The 22,403-nt window shown below is 62.4% G+C and carries 20 protein-coding genes; 10 read left to right on the top strand and 10 right to left on the bottom strand.

Translation table 11 applies throughout. The features are described 5' to 3' along the window. Positions 1-86: 86 nt before the first annotated feature. Together ACDC67_RS05095 and ACDC67_RS05090 are read right to left on the bottom strand one after the other, a co-directional pair. Complete coding sequence (locus ACDC67_RS05095; RefSeq protein WP_376691157.1) at positions 87-899, bottom strand: DODA-type extradiol aromatic ring-opening family dioxygenase; 813 nt, start codon at positions 897-899, stop codon at positions 87-89. A 602-nt stretch (positions 900-1,501) separates the two neighbouring features. Further along, positions 1,502-1,633, bottom strand: coding sequence for a hypothetical protein (locus tag ACDC67_RS05090; RefSeq protein ID WP_376691155.1), 132 nt, complete (start codon positions 1,631-1,633; stop codon positions 1,502-1,504). A 289-nt stretch (positions 1,634-1,922) separates the two neighbouring features. On the opposite strand from ACDC67_RS05090, the gene ACDC67_RS05085 reads away from it, so the two are divergent. Continuing rightward, a complete protein-coding gene (locus ACDC67_RS05085; protein ID WP_376691153.1) occupies positions 1,923-3,260 on the top strand; it encodes an HNH endonuclease in 1,338 nt (445 codons plus the stop codon). A 35-nt stretch (positions 3,261-3,295) separates the two neighbouring features. Here ACDC67_RS05085 and ACDC67_RS05080 read toward each other — a convergent pair whose 3' ends face one another. After that, entirely contained in the window at positions 3,296-5,062 is a 1,767-nt protein-coding gene (locus ACDC67_RS05080; protein WP_376691151.1) for an SEC-C metal-binding domain-containing protein, read from the bottom strand. 206 nt (positions 5,063-5,268) lie between these two features. Here ACDC67_RS05080 and ACDC67_RS05075 point away from each other — a divergent pair, with 206 nt between their 5' ends. Together ACDC67_RS05075 and ACDC67_RS05070 are read left to right on the top strand one after the other, a co-directional pair. Continuing rightward, the gene (locus tag ACDC67_RS05075; protein WP_376691149.1) at positions 5,269-5,868 is read left to right on the top strand and encodes a hypothetical protein; all 600 of its coding nucleotides are present in this window, start codon (positions 5,269-5,271) and stop codon (positions 5,866-5,868) included. Beyond that, complete coding sequence (locus ACDC67_RS05070; RefSeq protein WP_376691148.1) at positions 5,846-6,424, top strand: RES family NAD+ phosphorylase; 579 nt, start codon at positions 5,846-5,848, stop codon at positions 6,422-6,424. Before ACDC67_RS05075 ends, ACDC67_RS05070 begins: the two co-directional genes overlap by 23 nt. 233 nt (positions 6,425-6,657) lie before the next feature. Here ACDC67_RS05070 and ACDC67_RS05065 read toward each other — a convergent pair whose 3' ends face one another. From ACDC67_RS05065 to ACDC67_RS05055, 3 genes are all read right to left on the bottom strand, one after another. Continuing rightward, positions 6,658-9,309 carry a S8 family serine peptidase gene (locus ACDC67_RS05065; protein ID WP_376691146.1) on the bottom strand — a complete coding sequence of 884 codons (2,652 nt, stop codon included), beginning with the start codon at positions 9,307-9,309 and terminating at the stop codon, positions 6,658-6,660. A gap of 338 nt (positions 9,310-9,647) precedes the next feature. Next, positions 9,648-10,892 carry a putative bifunctional diguanylate cyclase/phosphodiesterase gene (locus ACDC67_RS05060; RefSeq protein ID WP_376691145.1) on the bottom strand — a complete coding sequence of 415 codons (1,245 nt, stop codon included), beginning with the start codon at positions 10,890-10,892 and terminating at the stop codon, positions 9,648-9,650. A gap of 99 nt (positions 10,893-10,991) precedes the next feature. After that, positions 10,992-11,885: a DUF4097 family beta strand repeat-containing protein gene (locus tag ACDC67_RS05055; RefSeq protein WP_376691143.1), complete on the bottom strand. Its 894-nt coding sequence runs from the start codon at positions 11,883-11,885 to the stop codon at positions 10,992-10,994. Between the two features lie 186 nt (positions 11,886-12,071). On the opposite strand from ACDC67_RS05055, the gene ACDC67_RS05050 reads away from it, so the two are divergent. From ACDC67_RS05050 to ACDC67_RS05025, 6 genes are all read left to right on the top strand, one after another. Next, positions 12,072-12,515: an Hsp20/alpha crystallin family protein gene (locus ACDC67_RS05050; protein WP_376691142.1), complete on the top strand. Its 444-nt coding sequence runs from the start codon at positions 12,072-12,074 to the stop codon at positions 12,513-12,515. Between the two features lie 37 nt (positions 12,516-12,552). Continuing rightward, complete coding sequence (locus ACDC67_RS05045; protein WP_376691141.1) at positions 12,553-12,753, top strand: dodecin family protein; 201 nt, start codon at positions 12,553-12,555, stop codon at positions 12,751-12,753. A gap of 42 nt (positions 12,754-12,795) precedes the next feature. Beyond that, positions 12,796-13,230 carry a host attachment protein gene (locus ACDC67_RS05040; protein ID WP_376691139.1) on the top strand — a complete coding sequence of 145 codons (435 nt, stop codon included), beginning with the start codon at positions 12,796-12,798 and terminating at the stop codon, positions 13,228-13,230. Positions 13,231-13,397: 167 nt separating this feature from the next. Continuing rightward, a complete protein-coding gene (locus tag ACDC67_RS05035; protein WP_376691137.1) occupies positions 13,398-13,850 on the top strand; it encodes a glycine zipper 2TM domain-containing protein in 453 nt (150 codons plus the stop codon). A gap of 169 nt (positions 13,851-14,019) precedes the next feature. After that, a complete protein-coding gene (locus ACDC67_RS05030) occupies positions 14,020-16,104 on the top strand; it encodes a choice-of-anchor F family protein (protein WP_376691136.1) in 2,085 nt (694 codons plus the stop codon). 64 nt (positions 16,105-16,168) lie between these two features. Then, positions 16,169-17,314, top strand: coding sequence for a choice-of-anchor V domain-containing protein (locus ACDC67_RS05025; RefSeq protein WP_376691134.1), 1,146 nt, complete (start codon positions 16,169-16,171; stop codon positions 17,312-17,314). A gap of 50 nt (positions 17,315-17,364) precedes the next feature. On the opposite strand, the gene ACDC67_RS05020 is transcribed toward ACDC67_RS05025, so the two are convergent. From ACDC67_RS05020 to ACDC67_RS05005, 4 genes are all read right to left on the bottom strand, one after another. Then, positions 17,365-18,114 carry a Crp/Fnr family transcriptional regulator gene (locus tag ACDC67_RS05020; protein WP_376691132.1) on the bottom strand — a complete coding sequence of 250 codons (750 nt, stop codon included), beginning with the start codon at positions 18,112-18,114 and terminating at the stop codon, positions 17,365-17,367. A 62-nt stretch (positions 18,115-18,176) separates the two neighbouring features. Next, positions 18,177-18,581, bottom strand: a complete 405-nt coding sequence (locus ACDC67_RS05015) for a response regulator transcription factor (protein WP_376691130.1) — start codon at positions 18,579-18,581, stop codon at positions 18,177-18,179. Positions 18,582-18,664: 83 nt separating this feature from the next. Then, the gene (locus ACDC67_RS05010) at positions 18,665-19,297 is read right to left on the bottom strand and encodes a response regulator transcription factor (RefSeq protein ID WP_376691128.1); all 633 of its coding nucleotides are present in this window, start codon (positions 19,295-19,297) and stop codon (positions 18,665-18,667) included. Positions 19,298-19,322: 25 nt separating this feature from the next. After that, entirely contained in the window at positions 19,323-20,882 is a 1,560-nt protein-coding gene (locus tag ACDC67_RS05005; protein ID WP_376691127.1) for a PAS domain-containing sensor histidine kinase, read from the bottom strand. 206 nt (positions 20,883-21,088) lie between these two features. Here ACDC67_RS05005 and ACDC67_RS05000 point away from each other — a divergent pair, with 206 nt between their 5' ends. Further along, complete coding sequence (locus ACDC67_RS05000) at positions 21,089-22,372, top strand: thioredoxin (RefSeq protein ID WP_376691125.1); 1,284 nt, start codon at positions 21,089-21,091, stop codon at positions 22,370-22,372. The last annotated feature ends 31 nt before the right edge of the window (positions 22,373-22,403 follow it).

Genomic DNA, 22,403 nt, shown 5'->3' with positions numbered 1-22,403 from the left:
GGACGACGTCAATGCGTTACGACAGGGGCCTGACAGGTACGCGACAGCCGGCCGACTTCTATCGCTCTACGCGCCCAACATGACCATCATAACGAACCAAAGACAAAAGCATCCATGGGCAACACCCGGTATCGCATGCCGCCCTCCAAAACGCTGGTCGCCCCGGAACCTGCCGCGGCCGCAGCTACGACCAACGGCCAGAAGTGTTCGGGTGTCGGATGAGCTCGCTGCGCATGCGGCGCCTCTTCCAGGCCTGCCATCAGGCGCTCCAGCTGACCTGACCGAACCACTCGGCGAATCCACTCAACAAACTCCTGGGCGTAGCCCACGTCCTCGGCGCCCCGGAAAACTTCGTAGAGATTGTGTGTGAGACTCCCGGAGCCGATGACCAGCACGCCAAGCTCGGAAAGCGGCGCCAGCGACCGTCCCAATTGCCAGGCCCGCTCTCCGTCCAGGTCGCCCGGCAGGGAAACCTGCACCACCGGCACCGCCGCATCGGGAAACATGTGCAAGAGCGGCACCCACGCACCGTGATCCAGACCGCGCTGCCGTTCCGCCTGTGCCGTCCACCCTGCCCCATTGAGCTGCTCCAGGATCCGCTCGGCCAGAACGGGATCGCCCGGCGCAGGATACTGAAGTTCGTTCAGGGCCGGATCGAACCCGCCGAAGTCATGCATGGTCTCCGGTCTGGAACCGGCGGTGACGCCGATGACGCCCTCGCTGATCCAGTGTGGCGAGACAATCACGATCGCCTTGACCGGCGGCAATTGTCGACCCAGCGCATTGAGTTTCTCGCCAATGACACCGGGTTCGAGCGCGAAGGTCGGTGCACCGTGAGAGACGAAGAGACAGGGCAGACTTGAGCCACCTGCTATGTGCTCTTCTTTGCGATATGTCATAGCGCGTGAGCAAGCCAGTAAGTCATGATGGCTATGAAACCGCAGAGCAAGACGAATTGGGGCATTACTGTCTTGCACTTCAACGACCAGGCTGAACAAATTGCGCCTAGGATTCCCAGCGGGGCGAACATATTGACGCCGAAGATCGCTTGGCTTTCACAGTCAAGCCCCATGAATCTGCCGGAGCAATAGCCAGTGAACGGCCAGGCAGCCAAGGCGAGCAGAATGATCGATGCCACGACTTCGATCCAAGCTAATACTCTCAGCATTTTTAGTCAAAAAATTCAGAGCGGTGATTCGGTGTGGAAAGAGTCCTCATAGACCCAGAATCTGACATTTGTGCTTCTAGCGCGCATGGGATTCAAAGCTCTCGTGCTCAGGTACCGATCTACTGCTTAAGCCTCACAGGATCGGCCTGAACCCATCCAGTCAGGAATCAGGGATTTCGCCATACCGCCTCCCTTTTTACCCGGCCCTTTAGGTATGCATTCGCGCCAGTTCCCCCCTTTTACCGCGACAGGAACGACCATTGCAATCCCTGCCGCTGATCGTCTTCGAGTCCGATGGAATCGCGACCTGCATGCCCTCGCCTGGCACCCCCATCACCGACGTTTCAGATGCCGCGCCTGCGACACGCTGAACTCTTCCGGATCGAAATCATCCCCGCACTCTTCAGTCGGGCGGCGCCGGGCGCCGTCGCGTAGCCAGTGAATCCAGCCGGGATCGGCTGACACGTCGAAATCTTCGTCGTCTATCCGGTGGATCCAGTTGTCGCCGAGATCGTAGACCTATTGGAAAACCTCCCCGGGCACGGTGATTAGTTTCGACAGTCTTCTGGCCCTGGTCGAGTCCTCGCCTTCTACCCCTTCGTCCGGCTCTTCAATGCGCCTGTCGTCGATGTCGAATCCGCCGCCGTTTCCGCTATCCCGCCGACATCGGAAAGCCCGCTCTAACCCCCCTGATTCCTTGAAAATATCCCAGTTAAACTGTAAAATAATATAGTATTTTACGGAGGGCGAAATCATGGCGTTTACCACCCCGATCATCCCTGCCCTGCGCGATGATGAAATCCGGGCGCTGGAGGATCAGATCACCGAACTGGCGGCGCATATTCATGCCGCGAACTACCGCTTTCTGACCCTGATTCGGCGCTTTGACGAGACGGCCGGCTGGGCCGACCCCGGTATTCGATCGTGTGCCCACTGGCTCAACTGGAAATGCGGAATCGGGCTGAATGCCGCGCGCGAGAAGCTGCGAGTGGCGCATGCGCTGGCGGACCTGCCGAGGATCAGTGCGTCGTTTTCGAAGGGCGAGATCAGCTATTCCAAGGTCCGGGCGATGACCCGGGTGGCGACGGACGACAACGAGGAGTTTCTGCTGATGATCGCCCTGCACGGCACGGCCTCGCACATGGAGCGAGCGGTTCGTCAGTTCAGGCGGGCCAAGCGCAATGAGGCGCTGGATGCCGAGAACGAGCGGTACGAGCGTCGCCGGGTGGTCTGGCGCATGGACGAGGATGGTTGCCTGTCCCTGCATGCCCGCTTCACGCCGGAACAGGGCGAGCGCATCATGAAGGCGATCGATGTGGCCGTGGACGAGATCGAGGCCGAGCAGCGCAACGTTTCCGCGGAAACGTCGGCCGAGCCGGATTTCGACAAGCCGATGCCCTGCCCCATGGCTCAGAAGCGGGCGGACGCCATGGAGCGGCTGGCCGATGGTTTCCTGTCCGGGGAAGGCGGAAGCGTGAATGGTGGGGATCGGTGCACGGTGAATGTGCACACGGATCTGGATACCCTGCGTGCCGATGGCGAGGGGGCGGAATCGACGTTGGAGCGTGGCGGAAACGTTTCAGCGGAAACGTCCCGGCGCTTGGGGTGTGATTGTGGCGTGGTGCCGTGGGAGGAGTCCGAAAGGGGTGCAACCCTGGATGTGGGTCGCAGGACCCGCTCGATTCCGCCATCGATTCGGCGAGCATTGCAGCGGCGGGACCAGGGTTGCCGCTTTCCCGGCTGCACGGCGCACAAGCATGTCGATGCGCATCATGTGGTGCACTGGGCCGATGGCGGCGAGACGAAGCTCGATAACCTGGCCACCCTTTGCCGGCACCATCATCGCGCGGTGCACGAGGGCGGATTCGATGTGCAGATGGGGGCTGACGGCGTGCCGAAGTTCTACGATCGCCGCGGCAGGCTGATTCCCGAAGCGCCGCAGATGCGTTTCCGCGGTAACGTTTTTGCCCTGATGACCGCCAACCGCCGCGCCGGCGTGGACGTTTCAGCGGAAACGTGCATTCCGGACTGGCATGGCGAGCGCATGGATGATGATCTGGTGGTGGAGAGTTTGTACCAACTGCAGCGCTAGCGCGCCATTGTCCGTCTGAAGCAGTCTGGGCAGCCCTATTCTTTGAGCTGCCGTGCCCATTCCAGCGCGCCCAGCCGCTGCCACAGCGGCCTATACTCCTCGCGATAGATCCAGGCCTCGTCGTCGCCGCCGAGCTGGATGCTGGTCGGATCGATCTTCGGGCGGCGCATGCGGGACTTCAGGAGCGCCTCCAGGATTTTCGGGTAGGCTTCTGCAGCGCTGTCCAGCACTCCGCGCGCTTTTTCGGATCTATCAAGCGCGAACAGGGCCAGGGCATGGTTGTACTGCATCTCGGGCAGGTCGTCGGGATAGCGCTCGGCCAGGGCCAGGGCATCCTCGAATCGGCCCGTCTCGAGGTAACGTCGCGACAGGGGCATTCGCATGCCCTGATTGTCATGGGGGTTGAGTTGCAGCAGTCGCTCCAGGCGCTGAACATGTTCGGGGGTGGCCGGTCGATCGAGCTCGATGCCGATCCGCCAGGCCAGCAGATCCAGCGCGGGTCGATTCTCCCAGAACCCCCACTCAAGCCGGCACGCCGCCGCCCCGTTTGCCTCCAGCACGATTTCCAGCAGCGACTCGGCGCGCTGGAGCAGCGGCAGGATGACGGTTTCCTCGACGCCCGGGAAATCGAGGGCCCGTGCGGAATAGGCTATTTCCGCCAAGGCCTCGAAGCTGTGCCACAGTTCCGGATAGTCCTCGAGCAGCGCGATCATACGGTCGAGATCCGCGGCGGGGTCACTTCGACCGCGGCCGGCGCCGGGCGAATAGTTGACCGGATCAATTCGCTGTCGCCATGCGTCCATGGCACGCACCAGTCGCGCTTTGGGCGTGAGTGGACCGGTATCGCCATCGACGGGATCAAGGTCATACATGGACTTAGGTGCCGGCATGTCCTGCATGGCTGGCAGCAGATCGGCAGCCCCGGAACTCTCCGCCATGATCTCGCCGATGGCGGCCGAGCCGCGTTGCGCCACGTCGCGCAACCAGTCAACCAGGCCGGACAGTTCGGGGTGCCCTGCCCGGGCCAGGCGGCGGGACCAGAAATCGGCTCGCGTGCGCGCCTCCTGTTCGCGACCCTGTACCATCAGCGTGGCCACTTCCAGATGGGCCAGGCCGGGCGAGTCGGGATCGATCTGCTGCGCCTTGTTGAACATGGACCAGGCTTCATTGAACTTGCCCCGATCGGCCAGCACGCTGACCTGGCGTTGCATCGCGGCAGCGCGAATCGTGCGATCACCCTGCTCGATCGCCCGTTCAAGCAGCTTCGATTTTTTGCGCGGGTTGCCCAGTTCGGAGTAGGCATCGAGCAGAGCATCGAGCAGAAACTCATGTTGCCCCACGAACGCCGAGTCGCTGGCGAACCACGGCTCGAGCAGGCTCACCACGATCTCGAACTCGCCTTCCTCGAGCCACTGCTCGACGGTATGCGCCACCATGGACGGGTCGATCCGGCTGCCGGCCAGCTCTTTCCAGTACTTGCGCGGCATTACAGCGAGCAGGCTGGGCAGGAAATTGACGTCGCGAATCGGCACCTCGCGCGCCAGAGCCTGGCAGCAGACCTTGTACTTTCGTCCCGAACCGCAGTGGCAGCGCTCATTGCGTCCCGGTTCGGGCAGCTTCGGCAATGCGAATTCGAGCTCCGGATTGGGAATGCCCTGCCAGATGGCGCGCACCATCACCCGGAGAAGGCGTCGGCGCAGATCGCGGTCTTCGTGCAGCGCTCCGTGTGGAAGCGGCGGGAAGAAGACATCCAGACTGGATTCGATCCGGGTCAGCAGATCATCGAGCGGTTCACCTTGCACGATGGAGCGGCTGCACCGTTCAGCCAGGTGAGAAAGGTCTGGCCCTTGCGGGTTCGCGGTTTGGGTCGTCATGGGGCTATTCTACTCAGTAGCAACCGCAGCGCGCCGAAGAGATCCCGTCGGTTGGAAGGCCAGATAGCCGAGCTGTCTGCAAGGAGGGGCTTGTCTTAATTGTCCGTAATCATTAATATACTGACATACAGGACATGGGCTGGATCACCATGACTCACCGAACGAAGGAAGCTGGCGCGCAGTACATGGGCTACGGTGGGAAGAGCCGTCAGCAACTTTACGAGCGAGTCCGGCGCATTCTCGACCGATTGCCGGATTCCGAACTGGAAGATTTGCCGGCGCTTGACGATCTTGGGTTGCTCGGAGAAATGGAGAGCCGTTTGGCCGCACAGGCGGCCAGCGAGAGCGCAATTGGCAGAGCCCTTCTTCGCGGCCGCAAGGCGCGAACCCGACTAATGCGCACTACCGAGATGCTGCCGATCGAGCAAGTCGCAGATTTGCTGGATATTCGACCGGATTCGGTGCGCAAGCGCATTCAGCGCGGTGGGCTGTTGGCGGTCAAACAAGGGCAATCCATCCTGTTGCCGGCCTTTCAGTTCCGTGATGACCGGGTTGTCGATGGAATGAGCGATTGCCTGTCCGCGCTGGAAAGCGTCGGCGACTGGACGCGGCTGGACTGGTTCATGATGCCCCACCCGGATCTTGCAGAAAAGACACCGGCCGAATGTCTTGCGAGGTGCACTGAGCAGGTTATCGCCGCCGCAGAGCGTTTTGGACGACAGGGTGGTACCTGAAGAACTTGCAATTCGTGAGGTTGCTGTTGGCACGTTGTTGTACCGATGCCATGCAATCCAGCACGGCGTGCTTCATTTTGGCCGTTACGGTCGACACCGATTCGATGACCCGCGGAGAAAGTTTGGCGTTTGCTATCTATCGCTCTCGCCAAGCGGCGCATTTGCCGAGACCCTGATCCGAACGCCGACCGGCCAGATCCTTCAAAAATCGGACCTGCGCAACTATTGCCTAACTCGCATACAGACCCGAAAGACGCTGCGACTGGCACATTGCCATGGTGAGGGCCTTAAGCGAAACGGGCTGGATAGCCAAATATCATCGTACGTGGACCGAAGTTTGACTCAATCGATCGCACGTGAATTTCACGACCACAACGACAAACCCGATGGATTGGTCTATCGAGCCCGCCATGACGACGACCAGATGTCGATCGCCTTATTCGAGCGCGCGTCAGCGAAGCTCGCCGAGCCCGAACAACCCGTTTCCTGGATGAACGCAGGCTCAAATCTTGACGAAGTGCTGAACCGATACGGCATTGCCCTGATTGATGGTTGAATCAACCCATCCAGGCAACTGAGAAGCAGAGGTTGTCGCCCAGTACTCAAGCTACTGATTTATTCGGGTGTTCGTCCTTTTGCCACAGCCCGAAACCAGCGGCACGAGCGTCGCCGGGTGGTCTGGCGCATGCGCGAGGACGGTTGCTGGTCCTTGCATGCCCGCGTCACGCCGGGGAAGTGCGACCGTCAAGAGCGGCTCCGATACCCCGGGCAATCGATCGTGTTGTTGGTCTAGCGAGACGCCGCTTCGAAAGCGTCTCGGAAGACATCGTCCTCGGGCTTGCCGACGACCTCGACGGTTTCGGTCGCGGAGTCATTGTCGGCGACCGGATCGGTGACCGTGCTCGATGCTTGTGCCGTGGCCGCTATCAGGCCCGGGGTGGCCGATGCGGCAACGGTGGTTTCAACTTCCAGGGACGGGGCCATTTCCGATGCGGCGATGCTGGCCGAGAGTTCGCATTCGACGGTGCCGGCGCTCTCGCTGCATGTCCATTCCGGCACGGTGCCGCCCAGGGTGCGGTGATTGACGTACGCGGCCTCGGGTGGGAGGGAGAGCGTGATGCTCGGTTCGAGCGCGGTATCGGGGCCGAAGTTGGCGACCTGGGCGACCCAGGTGGCGGTCTCGCCCGGTTCCACGGTGGCGGGGACGGCGGTCAGGCCGATGCCCAGGTCGGCGCCGTCGGTGCCCGTGGTGCAGTTGACGCAAGCCAGCGCGAAGTCCTGGCTGTTGTCTTCGCCCGCGTTGGGCAAGGCGTTGGAGTTGATGTCGGCGGCCAGGATTTCCACCGTGATGCTGCCTTTGTGTTGCGCGGGTTGCAGGTACGCGCCTTCGGTATTGTTGCGGCCGTCGGCGCTGCCGCCGGTGGCCGACCAGCCGCTCTCGAAGACGTTGCCGAGGTATAGATCGGCGCCGGCGGTGACGCGCAGGTCGAGATCGTTGTTCCATGCCGGCGTGCTGCCGCCCAGGCCATGGCCGGGGGCGTCGGTCCAGACCAGCATCAGCTTCATCGGTTCCTGGGGATCGGCGGCATGGAAGGTCTGCTGCCAGGTCTGACCGGTATCGGTGAAGACATGGGACTGGTCGAGGTAGAACACCGGCAGCGTCGGTGCGAGCAACGGGCCCAGATGCATCCGGCCCCAGCCCTGCGTGCTGGTCGGACGCGCATCGATGGGGTTGTCGTCGGCGTCGTTGTTGCCCTCCAGGTCGCGCGTCTGCGCCAGGAACGCGGCCTTGATCAGGGCCGGGCTGGGCTCGCTTTTCCAGACATTGCGGTAGTGCTCGGTAAACAGCGCGGCCGCACCGGCGACGTGCGGGGCGGCCTGGCTTGTGCCGCCCTGCATGCCGTAGCCGCTGCTGCCGAGCGTCGAATCGGTAAAGCGGCTGTTGGCGATCATGTGCGGGATGAAGCGGCCATCCAGCGCGGGGCCGTGTGCGCTGTTGGCCGAGATGTCGTCGTTACGCATGTCCTGGGTATCGGCGTTGACCTGGGCCCAGGCCGAACCGATGGTGAAGACGTTCTTGGCCTCGTCCGGCGAGCCCTGGCTGCTGGTTCCGCCGAAACCGTTCATGAAAGCCAGCACGTAGGTCAGCGGCTGGTCGCCGGGCTCGTCGGCATCGGCGTCGCGCGCGCCCACGTCGACCTGGCGGGTGAGATTGTCGTAGCCCTGCGGCGTGCCCGAGGGGCCCCAGCTATTGTTCGAAATGCTGGCGCCGTTACGGACCGAGTCGCGCATCAGGTTCAGCAGCCAGGGCGTGCCGACCGAGTTGTTGCGCTGCTCGACGAGCCCGGCACCCGGCGCCATGCCCAGCCCACGCAGGAATCCGTCGGCATTTTCGGTACCCGAAGCGCCGTCGGCGACCATGATGCCGGCCACGTGCGTGCCGTGGCCGTCGGTCTGGGTGCCGTCGCCGCAGCTCGGCGCGCTGCACGGCAGCATCCGGTCGGCGATATCGGGGTGGTTGATCTGCGTGCCGTTGTCGACCACGGCCAGGGTGACGCCGCTGCCGTCGAGTCCCAGCGTGTCGAGAAAGTCGAGATAGCCCGGGAGGGCCGCGCCGCTGCCGTCGACGTTCTCGTGATTGATCTGGACGCTCATCTCGCTACGCGTGCCGCCGTCGGTGGGCACGGGTTGCACGCTGTAGACGCCGGGAATGCGAGCCAGCTCGGCCAGTCGGTCCTCGCGTGCCCACACGGTGGCCACATCGAAATGCCGGTCGAGCGCGCCCGAATCGATCACTTCGGCGCCGGCGCGGGCGGCAGCGGAAAGCGCGGCGTCCATACCCGAGCGGAACATCAGCGTGACTTCGATCGTTTCCCTGCCCTGCCGGTGAAAGATCGGCGGGTGACGGAACTCGGGTGCGAAGTCGCCCTGCCAGCGCACGGCATTCTGGCGCGACAAGGCCTGCATGGCGGCGGCATCCGACCACACCACGTAGGCATGGGGGTGGATGTACTGAACGGGCTCGACGCCTTGTGCGCGGAGTCCGGCCAGCCATTCGGCGCGAATCGGGCCCTGGAACTGCACCAGGCGCCAGTCCGGGCCGTCGGTGGTTTGCCGGCCGGCAGCCATCGAACTTGCCGGCAGGCCGTCGACCAGCGGATCGAATCGCGTACCACCCAGCTCGAGCTCGAAGGCCTTCTCGTGCAACTCGTACGGCTCAGCGCCGGTGTGTAGCATGGCGCGGGCTTGATCGTTCACCGGTGCCCAGAAGAAGGCACCGTAGTCGATCGCCCGCTCTTCATCGAGCCATTCGGGGAGGGATTCGGCGTGGATGCGCGCCCATGCCTCGCGCTCGTTGGCCTGTGCGTCGGGCCCGATTGCGAGCAGCAGCCCGCCGATGAGCACGGTCAGCAGCGCCGCGCGACAGTTCTTGATGGTCATTTGTGGATCGATCCCTCTGGTGAATGATTTCAGGACGGCTCAACTGTCGCCTTCGTCAATCTCTTCTATGGCGCGTTCTTTACGCTCGGCGGCCTCACGTGCTTGGTCCTCCACTTCACGGGCGCGCTCTAGCGACTGCTCGTATCCGGTCTTGGTGCGGTTCGATTCTTCGGTTACGCCATTCTCAGGCGCTGTTGATGGGTCGCTGCAGGCGCAGCAGATCATTGCTACCAGTATGACGGTGGGTGACCTCGGCATGATTTCTTGTCCTGTGATGACTCGGGCGCCTCGATTGTCGCCGGTCCGTGAATCGAGAGCAATTCCTTCCTGATGGGTCGCTAGGACTCGCCGCTTTTCCCGGCTGACTCGGCTGGCGCACTCAAGGGGTCAGCATTGGTCATCACCAATGCCGGGATTTCTCCGGGTGGGCGTGGACGCGAGAACAGGAATCCCTGCACCAGGTCGAATCCGATGTCGCGGGCGATGGCGAGTTGCTCGCGTGTTTCGATGCCTTCGGCGATGGTCAGCTTCTCCAGCGAGCTCGACAGCGCGATCATGCCGCGCGCCAGGCTCTGGCTGGACGGATCGGGCCCCAGGTTGGAAATCAGGGAGCGGTCGATCTTGATGATGTCGAAGGGGAAGCGGTCGAGATACGACAGCGATGAGTAGCCGGTGCCGAAATCATCGATGGACAGCGTGATCCCGAGCTTCTTGAGCTGGCGCAGCTGGAATCCGGTGCCCTCGAATGCCAATACGCTCTCGGTCAGCTCCAGGTGCACGAGTTCCGGCGGCAGTTGATGTCTTGCCAGGATGCTCTCGACGGTTCGGGCCAGATCCGGTCGCTCCATGTCACGCGCGGACAGGTTGACGGCGACGTGGAGCGGCTCCTGTCCCCGCGCCAGCGCGGTACTGCGCCACTCGGATGCGGCGCGGCAGGCCTGGTCGAGCACGAAGTCGGTGATGTCGTGGATCAGGTCGGTTTCCTCGGCCACGCCCATAAACTCGTCGGGCGGGATGTTGCCATGTACGGGATGCTCCCAGCGGATCAGGGCTTCCACGCCGACAAAGCGGCCGCTGGATATGGAATAGATCGGTTGGTACACCATGTGGAATTCGTTGCGGTCGAGTGCATTTCGAATGCGGTGTTCGATCTGCAGGGCATGCAGTTCGTCGGTAATGGGGCGGATCGAAGGCGCCAGCAGCCAGGCGGACAACTGCCCTATTCCGACAAAGAACGCCCCGCGGGTCAGCCACTGGAAGGTCTCCTGCGCCTCGCCCGTTGCGACGACTTCCGGCGTCATCGGTCCCGCCAGAAGCGTTGCTGAAATGCCGGTGATCAGGGCGATGAAAGGCCCGAATCGGGTGGCTGCGAACAGGATCGGCAGGTAGTAGAGATGCGGAACCAGCGCTCCCGCGCCCCCGGCCGCGTAGACGCAAAGCCAGGACGCCAGAAGCCCGAGTCCGATGATCGCCAGCGAGGTCAGCCGGGGTAAGCCGACGGAGGCGCGCAATGTTCTGTAGGCGAGCAGGTCGGCGGCATGGCCGCCGTTCACTACTCGCAACGAGAGATCGTGCTTGGTCACGATCGTTCTCCTTGCGATTTGTCAGATCATCCGGTTTACCCCTTCCCAAGAATTCAACCGGATGACCGAAACCGTATCACATCATCCGAAACCTTTCTTTCAGGGCGCGACGCGCTCGACTTCTCCGCCGATTTCCCCTTCGATGATCAACTCAACGCGGCTGTCGACGCGCACGTCGCCGGACACCACGCTGCCCGAAGCAATTTCGACCACGGGCAGTTCTTCGTCGTAGTCCGCGGCGAGGAGGAGGATGACGCTGCCGTCGACCTCGCTGCCGGCCAGGATCCGGATATCGCCGGCTTCCGGCCAGGAGGTGCTGCCGCCGAATCCGAAGAAGCCGCCATTGCGTCTGGCGTTCTCCTCGGTAATCTCGATGAGCAGGTCACCGCCCGAGCGGCTGGCGTTCTCGAGGATGATGTCGCCGGCGAGGGTCTGGATGCCTCTCTCCGCAGTCGCGCCATCGAGCATGACGCTGCCGTTGCGCGTCGTGATGCGGCCGGTGACGCGGCTGCCCGACGCCATCGAGACACTGCCATTGCGCGTACTGACCGCGCCGTCGACGACGGCGTCGGCGCCGATGGCGATGCCGCCGTTGCGCGAGTCTAGCGCGGCCGTGCGGCTTGACGCGCCGATCCGAATGCTGCCGTTTCTGGACTCGATGGTTTCGACACTGGAACCGTCGCCCAGCTGGATCCGGCCGTTGCGCGACTCGATCCGCCCGTAGCGGCCGTCGCCGCCCAGCTCGATGGCGCCGTTGCGGGTACGGACATCGCCGGCGGTGACCGACGAACCGGTCTCGATGCGGCCGTTGCGGCTGTCGAGCGAGCCCTCGATCGTGGCGTTGTCCTCGACGTGGATCGAGCCGTTGCGGGTTTCCAGATGGCCATCGTGCGAGGTACCGGCCGGGATGCGGATATTGTCGCTGGCCGCCGCCAGCGACGTCAGACCCAGAAGAAGCACGCTCGCCGTGTCCGTGAAAAATCGAATCGACATGTCTGCGTCTCGTGTGTGTGGAGTTGATTGCAATTCAATCACACAGGGCTCGGGAAAGCACAGTGCCAGAGGTAACGAGAGTCGGATCGTCGGCTTGCTTGTTCATTGACGCGGGTCAATGCGTCCGCGCGTGCGTAGGCGTAGTTTGGGTACGCAGTGTTCACTCGATATCGAGGAGGATGGACAATGACACTTCCCCGCAAGCGCCAGCGCGCGCAAGCTTCCAGCGGTAACGCCCTTCGTCGCCTGATGTCACTTGCCGACTGGCCCTTCGAAGACCTTCCCGATGACACGTTCTTCGGCGAATCCTGGGCGCCGGCCGTCGATCTCAAGGAGACCGGGAAGGCCTATATCGTCAAGGCCGATCTTCCCGGCGTCGATCCGGAGCACATTGATATCACGATGGACAACGGCATACTGACCGTGCGCGGCGAGCGCAAGGAGGAACATCGGGAAGAGGGTGAAAATCTCCACCGGGTCGAGCGCTTCTACGGCAGCTTTGCCCGCCAGTTCTCCCTGCCCGACGCGACTGACGACGGTATCGAGGCGAAGATGAAGGACGGCGTACTCGAAGTACATATCCCGAAATCCGAGAAAGCCGTGGCCAGAAAGATCGAAATCAAGCGTTGATATACACGACTCGAACCCATCGAACCGGAGAAGCAGTATGAGTGTCGCCAAGGTCGTAGAGATCACATCGGATTCCACCGAAAGCTTCGAAGACGCCATCCGCCGAGGCATCGAACGTTCGGAAAAATCGCTCAAGAACGTGCGCGGCGCATGGATTGCCGAACAGAAGGTTATTGTCGAAGACGGCAACATCATGCGTTATCGCGTGACCATGCGGGTAAGCTTCATCCTCGAGTAAGGCGCCTGGCCGTGTGGCGATGGACACCGGGAGCGAACAGACATGAGTGATTGCTGGGTCATCGTGGCCGACAGTGCCCGGGTTCGCCTGTTTCAGAAGGGCGAGGGGCAGTCGATCGAGGAGTTCGATGTCATGCTCAACCCGGACGTCAGGCTGCGTGAGCAGGATCTCGTTTCGGATGAGCCCGGGCGGGGGCTGAACCGTTCTCGCTCCTCACGGTTTTCCATGTCCGAGGTGGAGGGCCATCGCGAGCACGCCGAGAAGACCATGGCCATCGAGCTTGCCCGGCGGCTACGCCAGGCGCGCCTCGACGGCAGTCTTTCACGACTGCATGTCCTGGCGGCGCCGCACTTTCTCGGGCAATTGCGCAACAGCCTGGATGAAGAGACGCGCGAGTTAGTTTGCAGCGAGACGGCCAAGAACGTCTCGAGGCTGGATGCCCCGGATATTCGCAAGCAGTTGCCTGAATACCTTTGAGCTCGAGGTTGTCTGCAAGGGGGCGACCACACTGAGCGATCCCTCAATTCTTTCTACGTTGCCACCACTGGTCAGACAAGTTGCCGTTCCATTGACGCGCGTCATCGCATGCAGCATCCGGGGTCTCTAGTATTCACGGCATCGATTGCTGAAAAGGGCTTCTCGAAATGTGGCGCTCAATCCTGATTCTCCTGATCGTGCCGTTCTTCATGCTTTCCGGCTGTGCTACGGGTCCAAAAGAGGAAGCCGGCATGGTCATCGGCGGCATTATCGGTGGCGTGCTGGGCAGCCAGGTTGGCAGTGGACGAGGACGTACCACGGCGACCGTCATCGGCGCCCTGGCGGGCAGTGCCATCGGCAGTTCGATTGGACGCAATATGGACGAGCTCGACCGCATGAAGATGTCGGCCACGCTCGAAACCACTCGCACGGGCGTGGCGACGACCTGGACCAACCCCGATACCGGATACGACTACCGCATGGAGCCCACCCGCACCTACGAGTCCACAGAAGGCCCCTGCCGGGAATACGTCCTGGACGCCGAGATCGGCGGCCGGAGCGAACAGATCTACGGAACCGCATGCCGCCAGGCCGATGGTAGCTGGCGCGTCATCGATTAACCCAATCCCGAACGACCTCAGAGAGGAAGCGCCAATGTCTGGAAGTACAGAACCCTCAGGTCGGGCATCAGTGCCCGCTGGAAAAATGCTTGCCGGATTCCTGACCTGCCTTGTGGCCAGTAGTCTATCGGCACAGGACCCTGAGCCCGAGACTTACGTCGATGTACCCGTGCCACGGTTGACCCAGTGGAACAACGTCAACGCCAGAACGGTCATCGAGGACGCGGCATCGACTACGTCGGTCATACGTCACTCGCTGCAAAGCGAGGCAGCTCTCGGGCGCACCTACATCTATCCGGACCAGGATACCAAGGAAGCCGATACCGAGGGCACGGGCGTGGGTAGCGTGGCCTTCATTGCCTGGGCGCTCGACGACGGTAGTGGCCGCCCGCCGGGTATCCAGGCGATTACCGACGACTACGAGTTCCCGACGCACAACTGCATCATGGCTGCAGGCGAGCGCATTGACGAAGATTTCGGCGAACTCCTGCCCAAGACCTGCAGCGATCCGCAGGGCAGTTCGAAGCGCTACTTCCTGGAAGTCACCCAGGCGGATGTTCCGATCGACCTGGTCTTCGACACCGGTATGAAGGATATCCGCTACAAGGGCGTCAAGGACCCGGAAGATGACGGCGGCGCAGCGCTGGAAGCGTTTCGCGCCGAGTACGGAATCGGTCGGATTTATCGGGTCATACAGAAGTTCATCAACAACACCGACGAACGTATTGCCAGTCTGCGCGTGGAGCTCGGAACCGGCGTCGGTGACGAATTCCTGCCCTTGTCTTTCGAAGACGATGGCGTGGCCTTCGAGTTGCGCTCGACGGTGCCGCGCGAGTTCTTCGAGGGCGAAACCGGTGCCCCCGACCGTGTCGTGTGGCAGGAGAATCGCTACGCGACGTTTGCACCGAAGCTGTTCGACGACGGCTTGCGCCCCCGCTTTGACCCGGGCTTCTTCAGTGATCTTGCCGCCGGCTTCTTTCCCCCGCAGGATGTGGCGGGTCCCGAGAAAAGCCAGTATATCGACAGCGGTCTGGCACTGGCCGACGGTCGCCTGGGCGCCATAACCCTCAACTACTTCGACATGACGACCCAGCAAGCGGCCGGGGCCGGGCTGACCGGCAACCTGTTCGGCTACATGTTGCCCGACCTGCTGGTGCCCACCGTGATCGCCCTGCATGAGGACGGCAACCCCGAAACGGAATCGGACGCGGTCGTTGCCTGGTGGGACGGCAGCACCTGGCGCTACGGGCAGGAGGGGGATCCGGACGCCGAGCCCCCGATTGCGCCCTTTTCCGAAGTTTCGCAAAGCCAGCTGCAGCAATGGGCTTCCCAACTGCTCGGCCAGAACATCCCCGGCTTCCCTGACGAAGCGCGCTACGAAAGCTTGCTCAGCGACGATCTCAGCGGGTCCAACATGGACACATACATCTATATCGGCGAACAGATCGTCGACGAGGCCACGGGTCAGCCGCGTTACGACAGCCTCACCCTGCGCCTGATTCCCACGTCCGTCAGCAGCCTGGGGCTCGGTGAGATTGCCGGCAGCGAGGATCCGGAATGGGTACTGCCCGGAAACGAAGCGCCGCCTCTGAAAAGCTACATGCCCGAAACCGGAGTGCCGGTTGCCATCAACGACATTCAAGTCACCGAGTTCAATCAGCCGGTCAACATTGCTATTCTCGCCAATGACCTGCTCGACGGCGAGCTGGTCGATCCTGACCCGGCTGTCTCTACGGTCTCGATCACCAGCCAGCCGGTCAACGGGACGGCAACGCTGGATCCGGCGGACAACACCGTGGACTATATCCCGGATACGGATTTCTCGGGCGTGAACACGTTCACCTACACGCTGGAAATCGGCGGCGAGGTCTCGCAGGAAGCGACGGTGAGGGTCACGGTCAATCCCGAGCCGCAGCCGGATGCCCCGGTGGCCGAGAATGACTTCACGGTGACCTTCCGCGACATTCCGGTCACTATTGACGTTCTGGCCAACGATAGCTACCAGGGCGGTCCGATCCCCGAAGGCTCGAGCATCACCATTGTCGATGGCCCGCTTGCGGGTACGGCCTCGGTTGAAAGCGACGCCATCGTCTACACGCCGAGTGAAGGCTTCCTGGGTTTCGAACGATTCACCTATCGTGTGACCACTGAAGGAAACGATTCCAACCTGGCCCTCATCACGGTTCGTGTCGACGAGTGGCCCGAAGATCTCGACTTCATCTTCAGCGATCGTTTCGAGTTCACTACCGAGTGATTGAACGCAGCCTCCCGTCCTTGCCGGCGGGAGGTTTGCATATCCGGCCGCGGGAGTTACTGGCATGCGACTGATCAGGTTCATTGTGCTCTGCGCCCTTGTGCTTCCCGCCCCGGTGGCCCATGCCTGGTCCTACGGGGTGATCAACACCACCCAACGCCCCGGGGATTCGGGCAATGGCTGCGCCAGTTGCCACGGCTCGGTGCCCGGCGTCGTCGATGTGCGGGTTGAGGGCTCCAGCGCCGTGCTTCCGGGCGCCAGCGCTCGCTATGCCGTCATCATCGACGCAATCGGCAATGCAATGGCGCGGGGCGGCTTTACCGCAGCGATCACCAGGGATTCCGCAGGCCAGCCGGTCTTCACCAACGTGCCGGGCGAGCCGACGGCGACTGCCGACAGCGGCACGCAGATCGTCAACAACAACAGCAGTGTTCCCCTGCGCCTTCCCGACAACGGCCGGGTCACCTACTTGATCGATCTGTCCGTGCCTGCCGGTATCACCCTCGGAAACGAATACACGATTCACGCGGTCGGCGATGCCGGACACGGCACCAACCAGGTCGGCTGGAGCTTCGCGTCCCCGGTTACCATTGCCATCGGGCCGCCAGCACCGGACGCCCTGAGCGCGGATCAGGAAAACGCGAGCACCACCGAAATTGCGCTGGCCTGGACTGGATCGAGCCAGGGTGAGCACTTCCGGGTCTTGCGCAAGACTGGTGGTTATGCCGAGAGTCCAGGCGACGCTTCGGCCGAGCTTGTCTACGAAGGACCGGATGCCAGCGCCACTGCGATCGGCCTGACACCAGGTACGCAGTACTTTTTTTCCGCCTGGGGCAAGGTCCCGGACGAGGCGTTCTACTCCGGCGACTCGGCCCGTGCCGATGCCGCAAGCCTTCCGGACAACCCCGGTTCATTGACGATCCATCCGGTCTCGGGTAGCGAGATCGTGCTCGATTGGAGTGGGAACAGCAGCGCGTATCGCCTTTTGCGCAAAGTCGGCGAGTTCCCCTCTTCTCCGGAAGATGGCGATGCGACGCTGGTCTTCGAAGGTGATGGCAGCACGGCCAACGATTCCGGGCTGTCTTCCCATCTGGCATATCACTATCGCATCTGGAGCCAGGTCCCGGGAATGGACGTTTTCTCGGCGCAAAGCGCTCAAGCTGTCTGGATCGAAAGCATCCATCGCGATCGCTTCGAGACATGGCGCTGAAAGCCTGAATGGCCCTCCAGGCTCAGCGGGGTTGCACGCGGCGGCTCTGTCTATTCCCCAGCCGCTTTCTTCAGGGCATCATGGTCATTGACTCGAATCGCCCGGTTTTCCACCGACAGAGTGCCTTGATCCTGTAGTCGACCGAAGGCGCGCGAAAGCGTCTCTGGCGCCAGGCCGAGGAAACATGCAAGGTCACGGCGATTGAAAGGTAGCATCAGATCGGTGCAGCTTCGGCCCCGCAGAGCCTCGCTTCGAGAAAAGTCCATAAGAAACTCGGCCAGGCGCCGGTCGGCCGGATGACGATCGATGTACAGCAGCCTGCTCTGCCGCAGCATTTCTTCATACATGCCTTCGACAAGGCCGGCTATGCCGGCGGCGCTCAGCATCGCGGACAAGGCGGAATGATCCAGCGCGATGGATTCCACGCTAGCGATCTCCAGCGCCACCACGCTGCAGCCCGCGGGCTTGCCGATCAGCGCGTCGAAACCGATGGCATCGCCGGGTCCGTGCATTCCGAGGACCTGCTCCTCGCCGTCGCGATGCAGGCGATAGCTCTTGAGACGGCCGCTTCTAATCACGAAGGCCTCACAATGGAATTCGCCAGCTTGAAACAGGTGTTCTCCGGCCTGGAGAATGCGGCGCCCTGCTCCACTGCCCCATGTCCTCGCCTTGCGGAAAACCGATCGTCCCGCGGTGCCCCGTGCGTCTTCTTGCAGACTGCCCAATTGCCGGGCCATCCCTGCCTCCTCTCGAACCAAGACTGGATACTGCCAAATCAAACTCCGGCAGTCTGTACGCAATCGCACTGACGCCAGGTTTTAATCTAGCCGCTTCGAGCCGAACCGGCAATAAGGGGACCCCCTTATGAAAGTGCGGATCGGTCGGCGGGAGAAAGTGTCTCCTCGACCGCGCGCAGCCAGTCTCCGGGCGCGAAGGGTTTGGGCACGATTCGGATGGCACCGGCATCCAGGGCCCGCCGGGCCAGGTTGCTGTCGGGCCAGGCAGTCAGGACAATGGTGGCAATGTGCCATCCCGAGGCTGTCAGCGCTTCAAGCAGTTGCGCACCGTTCATGTCCGGCAACTGCAGGTCAAGAACCAGGCATTCCGGCCGCCCGGCCGGGGATGGTCTTTCGGCGAGAAAAGCGCGAGCGCTGGCATATGGCCTTACCTGCCAGCCGCGGGCTTCTCCGAGTCGCGCCAGGCTGCTGCGAATGGCTTCGTCATCGTCGACGACATGGATCAATGCCTGCTCCAACTGAATGCTCATGGGCCATTCCCGTGTGGTGGGTCTCACCAGCAGGAACAAGGCTCAATTGGAGCACGAAATTCGGAAATCCCTGATGATACGGATCAATGATTCGATAATGGGCATTGAGCTGCTTCCCTCGAGGCGAGCTCGTCGAATAGCGATTTCAGGCGGGCCAGATCGGCTGCCGTGCGCAAGCCCAACTTCTTCATGGCACGTCCGCGGTGAATCTCGACCGTGCGCTCGCTGATGCCGAGTTCCAGCCCGATCACCTTGTTGGTCATGCCGGCCGATGCCCGGTTCGCCACCTCGAGTTCTCGCCCGGTCAGGTGATCGAAACGTCGCCGCAGCCTCAGCCGAGATTCCCGTTTGGTGATCGCTTCTCGGTGTTGCTTGATGCACTGCTCGACCCTTTCCAGCAGCTCGGACGGCTGAAGCTGGTCTTTCTCAAGAAAATCCACCGCACCGTTCTTCAGGGCCTTGACGGCCGCGGCGACATCGCCGCGGCCGGTCAGGAAGATGATCGGGATTTCCCAGTGGGCATCGGCAAGCCTTTGCTGCAGCTCACACCCGTTCATGCCGGGCATTTCAAGGTCAAGCACCAGGCAGGCCGGGCCGCCCGGAGGCCCGCAATCGAGCAGGTGCTGGCCGCAGTCATGGCAACGCGTCGCGAAGCCCGCCGAGCTGAGCAGGAACGCCAGCGACTCCCGCACTGGCCCGTCGTCGTCGACGATCAAGACGGTTCCCTTGGGGTCGCATGCCTCATTCATCGCAGTGATCACCCAGGGGGAGCGTAAAGCTGAAGATCGCGCCGCCCTCCGGAGCGTTTGCGGCCTCGAGTTCACCGCCGTGGTGATCGATGATCGAGCGGCAGATTGAAAGCCCCTGCCCCAGTCCTTCGGTCTTGGTGGTGTAGAAAGGATGGAACAGCCTCGGGATGACCGCTTCGTCCAGGCCCGGCCCCGAGTCCCGCACTTCGATCCGACAGCGGCCGAGGTCGGGGAGGTGTCTGCTGCGGATTACGATACGACGGTCGCCGTGCACGCCGGCCAGGGCCTCGATGGCATTGCGGAGCAGATTGAACAGCACCTGCTCGACCTGAACCCGGTTGACCCGCAGCAGACAAAGGTCCGAGTCGAGGTCGCGCTCGATCGCGATGCACTCGGTTTCGAGATCGGCCCGCAGAAGACACAGAACGTCTTCGAGCAGTTCACCCACGTCGCAGCCGCTTCGACTGTCCTCCGGATCCTTGCGCATGAAGCTGCGCAGCTGCTGGATGATGCTGCGCGCGCGCCTTCCTTGCTCGGAAATTTCTTTCAGCGCCGGTTGCAGCAGAGCATCGCAAGATCCCGGATCGCGGGATAGCCGCATGAGGCAGGCTTCGGCCGACGCGGCGATTGCCGTCAACGGCTGGCTGATCTCGTGCGCCAGGCCCGCGGTCACCTCGCTGAGCGCTGCCACGCGTGTGACATGAGAGAGTTCAAGCAGGTGTGCCTGTGCCTCTCGCTGCGCTTCGAGGCGCTCCTCCACGAGCTTCTCGCGCAGGCGCTGCTGCTCGCTGAGGTCCACTGTAACGATGTAGAAGCCGTCGATTCCGGACGTTTCATCGAAGGCCGGAATGTAGGTGCCGTGAATGAAGCGCCGGGGACCGTGCCGGTAATCGATCTCTCCGTGATAAATGGCCCGGCGCCCCGACAAGGCTGCCCGGAAGTGCGGCTGCAGTCGCTCGAAGGCTGCCTCGCCGATGACATCGGCGATGGCGTGACCGATCAAGCCGCCGGGTTCGAGGTCGAACCACTGACGGTAGCCGTCGTTGGCGAATCGAATACGGAAGTCTTCGTCGACGTGTGCGATCAACATCGGCAGGGCATCGAGCAGGTAATGCCGCTCGTGCTCCCAATGCCAGCGTGCCTGAAGGGCACGCTCGCGTTCGGTGATGTCGATGCCGGTGCCTACGAGGCCGCACAGCTCGCCGTCGTCATCGCGCAGTGAGGCATTGCGCCACTGAATTAACCGCTTGTCGCCGTTCTTGGTCAGCCAATGGTTGATATGGGTATTGCTCGGCTCGCTCTCGCGCACCCGGCAGAAAACAGCCTGCACATCCGAGCGTTCATCTTCCGGAATCAGGCAGGCCCAAACGGGCCGCCCCAGTACATCGGCGGCTCGAAAGCCGGTCAATTCTTCACAGGCGCGATTGAAGCGCTGAATATTTCCGGACTCGTCAAGCACCACGACGAGCAGTCCGGAGACCTCCAGCAAGGTGTCCAGCAATGCCCCGTCGTACGCAAAATCAATCTCCATCTCGCCAGTCTGGTCGTTCATCCGCCAAGCCTCCTGGCCACCGTGCCAGTAACCTTAATCTAACCACGTAGTGTATGTGCATCTTTTGACTTCGATCAGATGCCCGCGAGCCGGCGGATGGGACGCTTGCGGCTCACAGGACGCGCCGCGGGCTCGAAGGGATGCCATGTATCCAGCCGCCTCGATTTCCGCTAACGTAGCGACAGGTAAGCAATTGGACTTGCAGCGTGTACACAGTGCGTATCGGCCTGTCGGCTTTGACCCTGCTGCTTTCGGCGCTCGCCGTCGGCGCGGATGGCGAGCGCCTCCACATGCTGGTGTTCGTCAGCGATTCGTGTCCGCACTGCCAGGCGCAGAAGCCGTTCATCGAGCGCCTTGACCAGGCCCACGATGGCCTCGAGGTGCAGGCGTTCGAGGTCCGGCGCAACGAGGACAACCGCAAACTGTTCCAGGAAGTCGCCCGGGCTCACGGCGTCGGAGCCGATTCGGTTCCGGCGGTGTTTGTCGGGGGCGGCGCATGGGTTGGCGACAGCGACCTGGTCCGTCGGCAGATTTCGGCTCGAGTACAGCTCTGCCTGGAGCGAGGCGATTGTCCCGATTCGCGCGCAAACCAAGGGCAAATCGAGCAGACCACCAGCGCGCGCGACCCGGCCCTGCTCGAGCTGCCCCTGGTCGGTCCCGTTGACCTGATGCTGCAGCCGGTCATGCTTTCTACCGCGCTGATCGCGCTGATCGACGGATTCAATCCCTGCTCGCTGTGGGTGCTGACCATCCTGCTGGCGCTGGTTATCCATTCCGGATCGCGCAAGCGAGTCTTGCTGGTCGGTTCGACCTTCCTGCTGGTGACGGCCACGATCTACGGCCTGTTCATCGCCGGGGTGTTCGGGGCACTCAATTTCATGCTGATGAGCGGCTGGATCCACTGGGTGGTCGCCTTGTTCGCACTGGTGTTCGCGGTGGTCAACATCAAGGATTACTTCTGGTTCCAGCGTGGCGTTTCGTTCACTATCGACGAAAGGCACAAGCCGGGGATCTACCGGCGCATGCGGGGGCTGCTGGCCGACGGGCGCTCGACGGCCGCACTGATCGCGGGAACCGCGCTGATGGCCGCCGGGGTTGCGTTGATCGAATTGCCCTGCACGGCCGGATTCCCCGTTATCTGGAGCGGCATCGTCGCCAGCCACGATGTCGGCTGGGCCTTCTTCGCAGTCTTGCTGTTGCTTTACCTGTTCATCTACCTGGCGATCGAACTGGTGATCTTCATCATTGCGCTGACCACCCTGCGCGTCGACCGCTTCGAGGAGAAGCATGGACGTGTGCTCAAACTGGTCGGGGGCGTCATCATGCTGGCTCTGGCGCTGGTTCTGATCATCGCGCCCGAGTTGATGCATGACGTGTCAGGCGCGCTCGGTGTATTCGCCGTCGCCCTGGGTGTCACCCTGCTACTCCTGGTGCTGCACCGGTATGTCCTGCCGAAATTCGGCGTGCACCTGGGAGACGAATCGCGATGAGGTCGACACGGCCTGATATGCTCCGCTTGGG

The sequence above is a fragment of the Wenzhouxiangella indolica genome (assembly GCF_042310355.1).
Lineage (GTDB): Bacteria > Pseudomonadota > Gammaproteobacteria > Xanthomonadales > Wenzhouxiangellaceae > Wenzhouxiangella.
The sequence above is the reverse complement of the archived record's forward strand: the minus strand, read 5'-3'. Positions and strand labels throughout refer to the sequence as shown.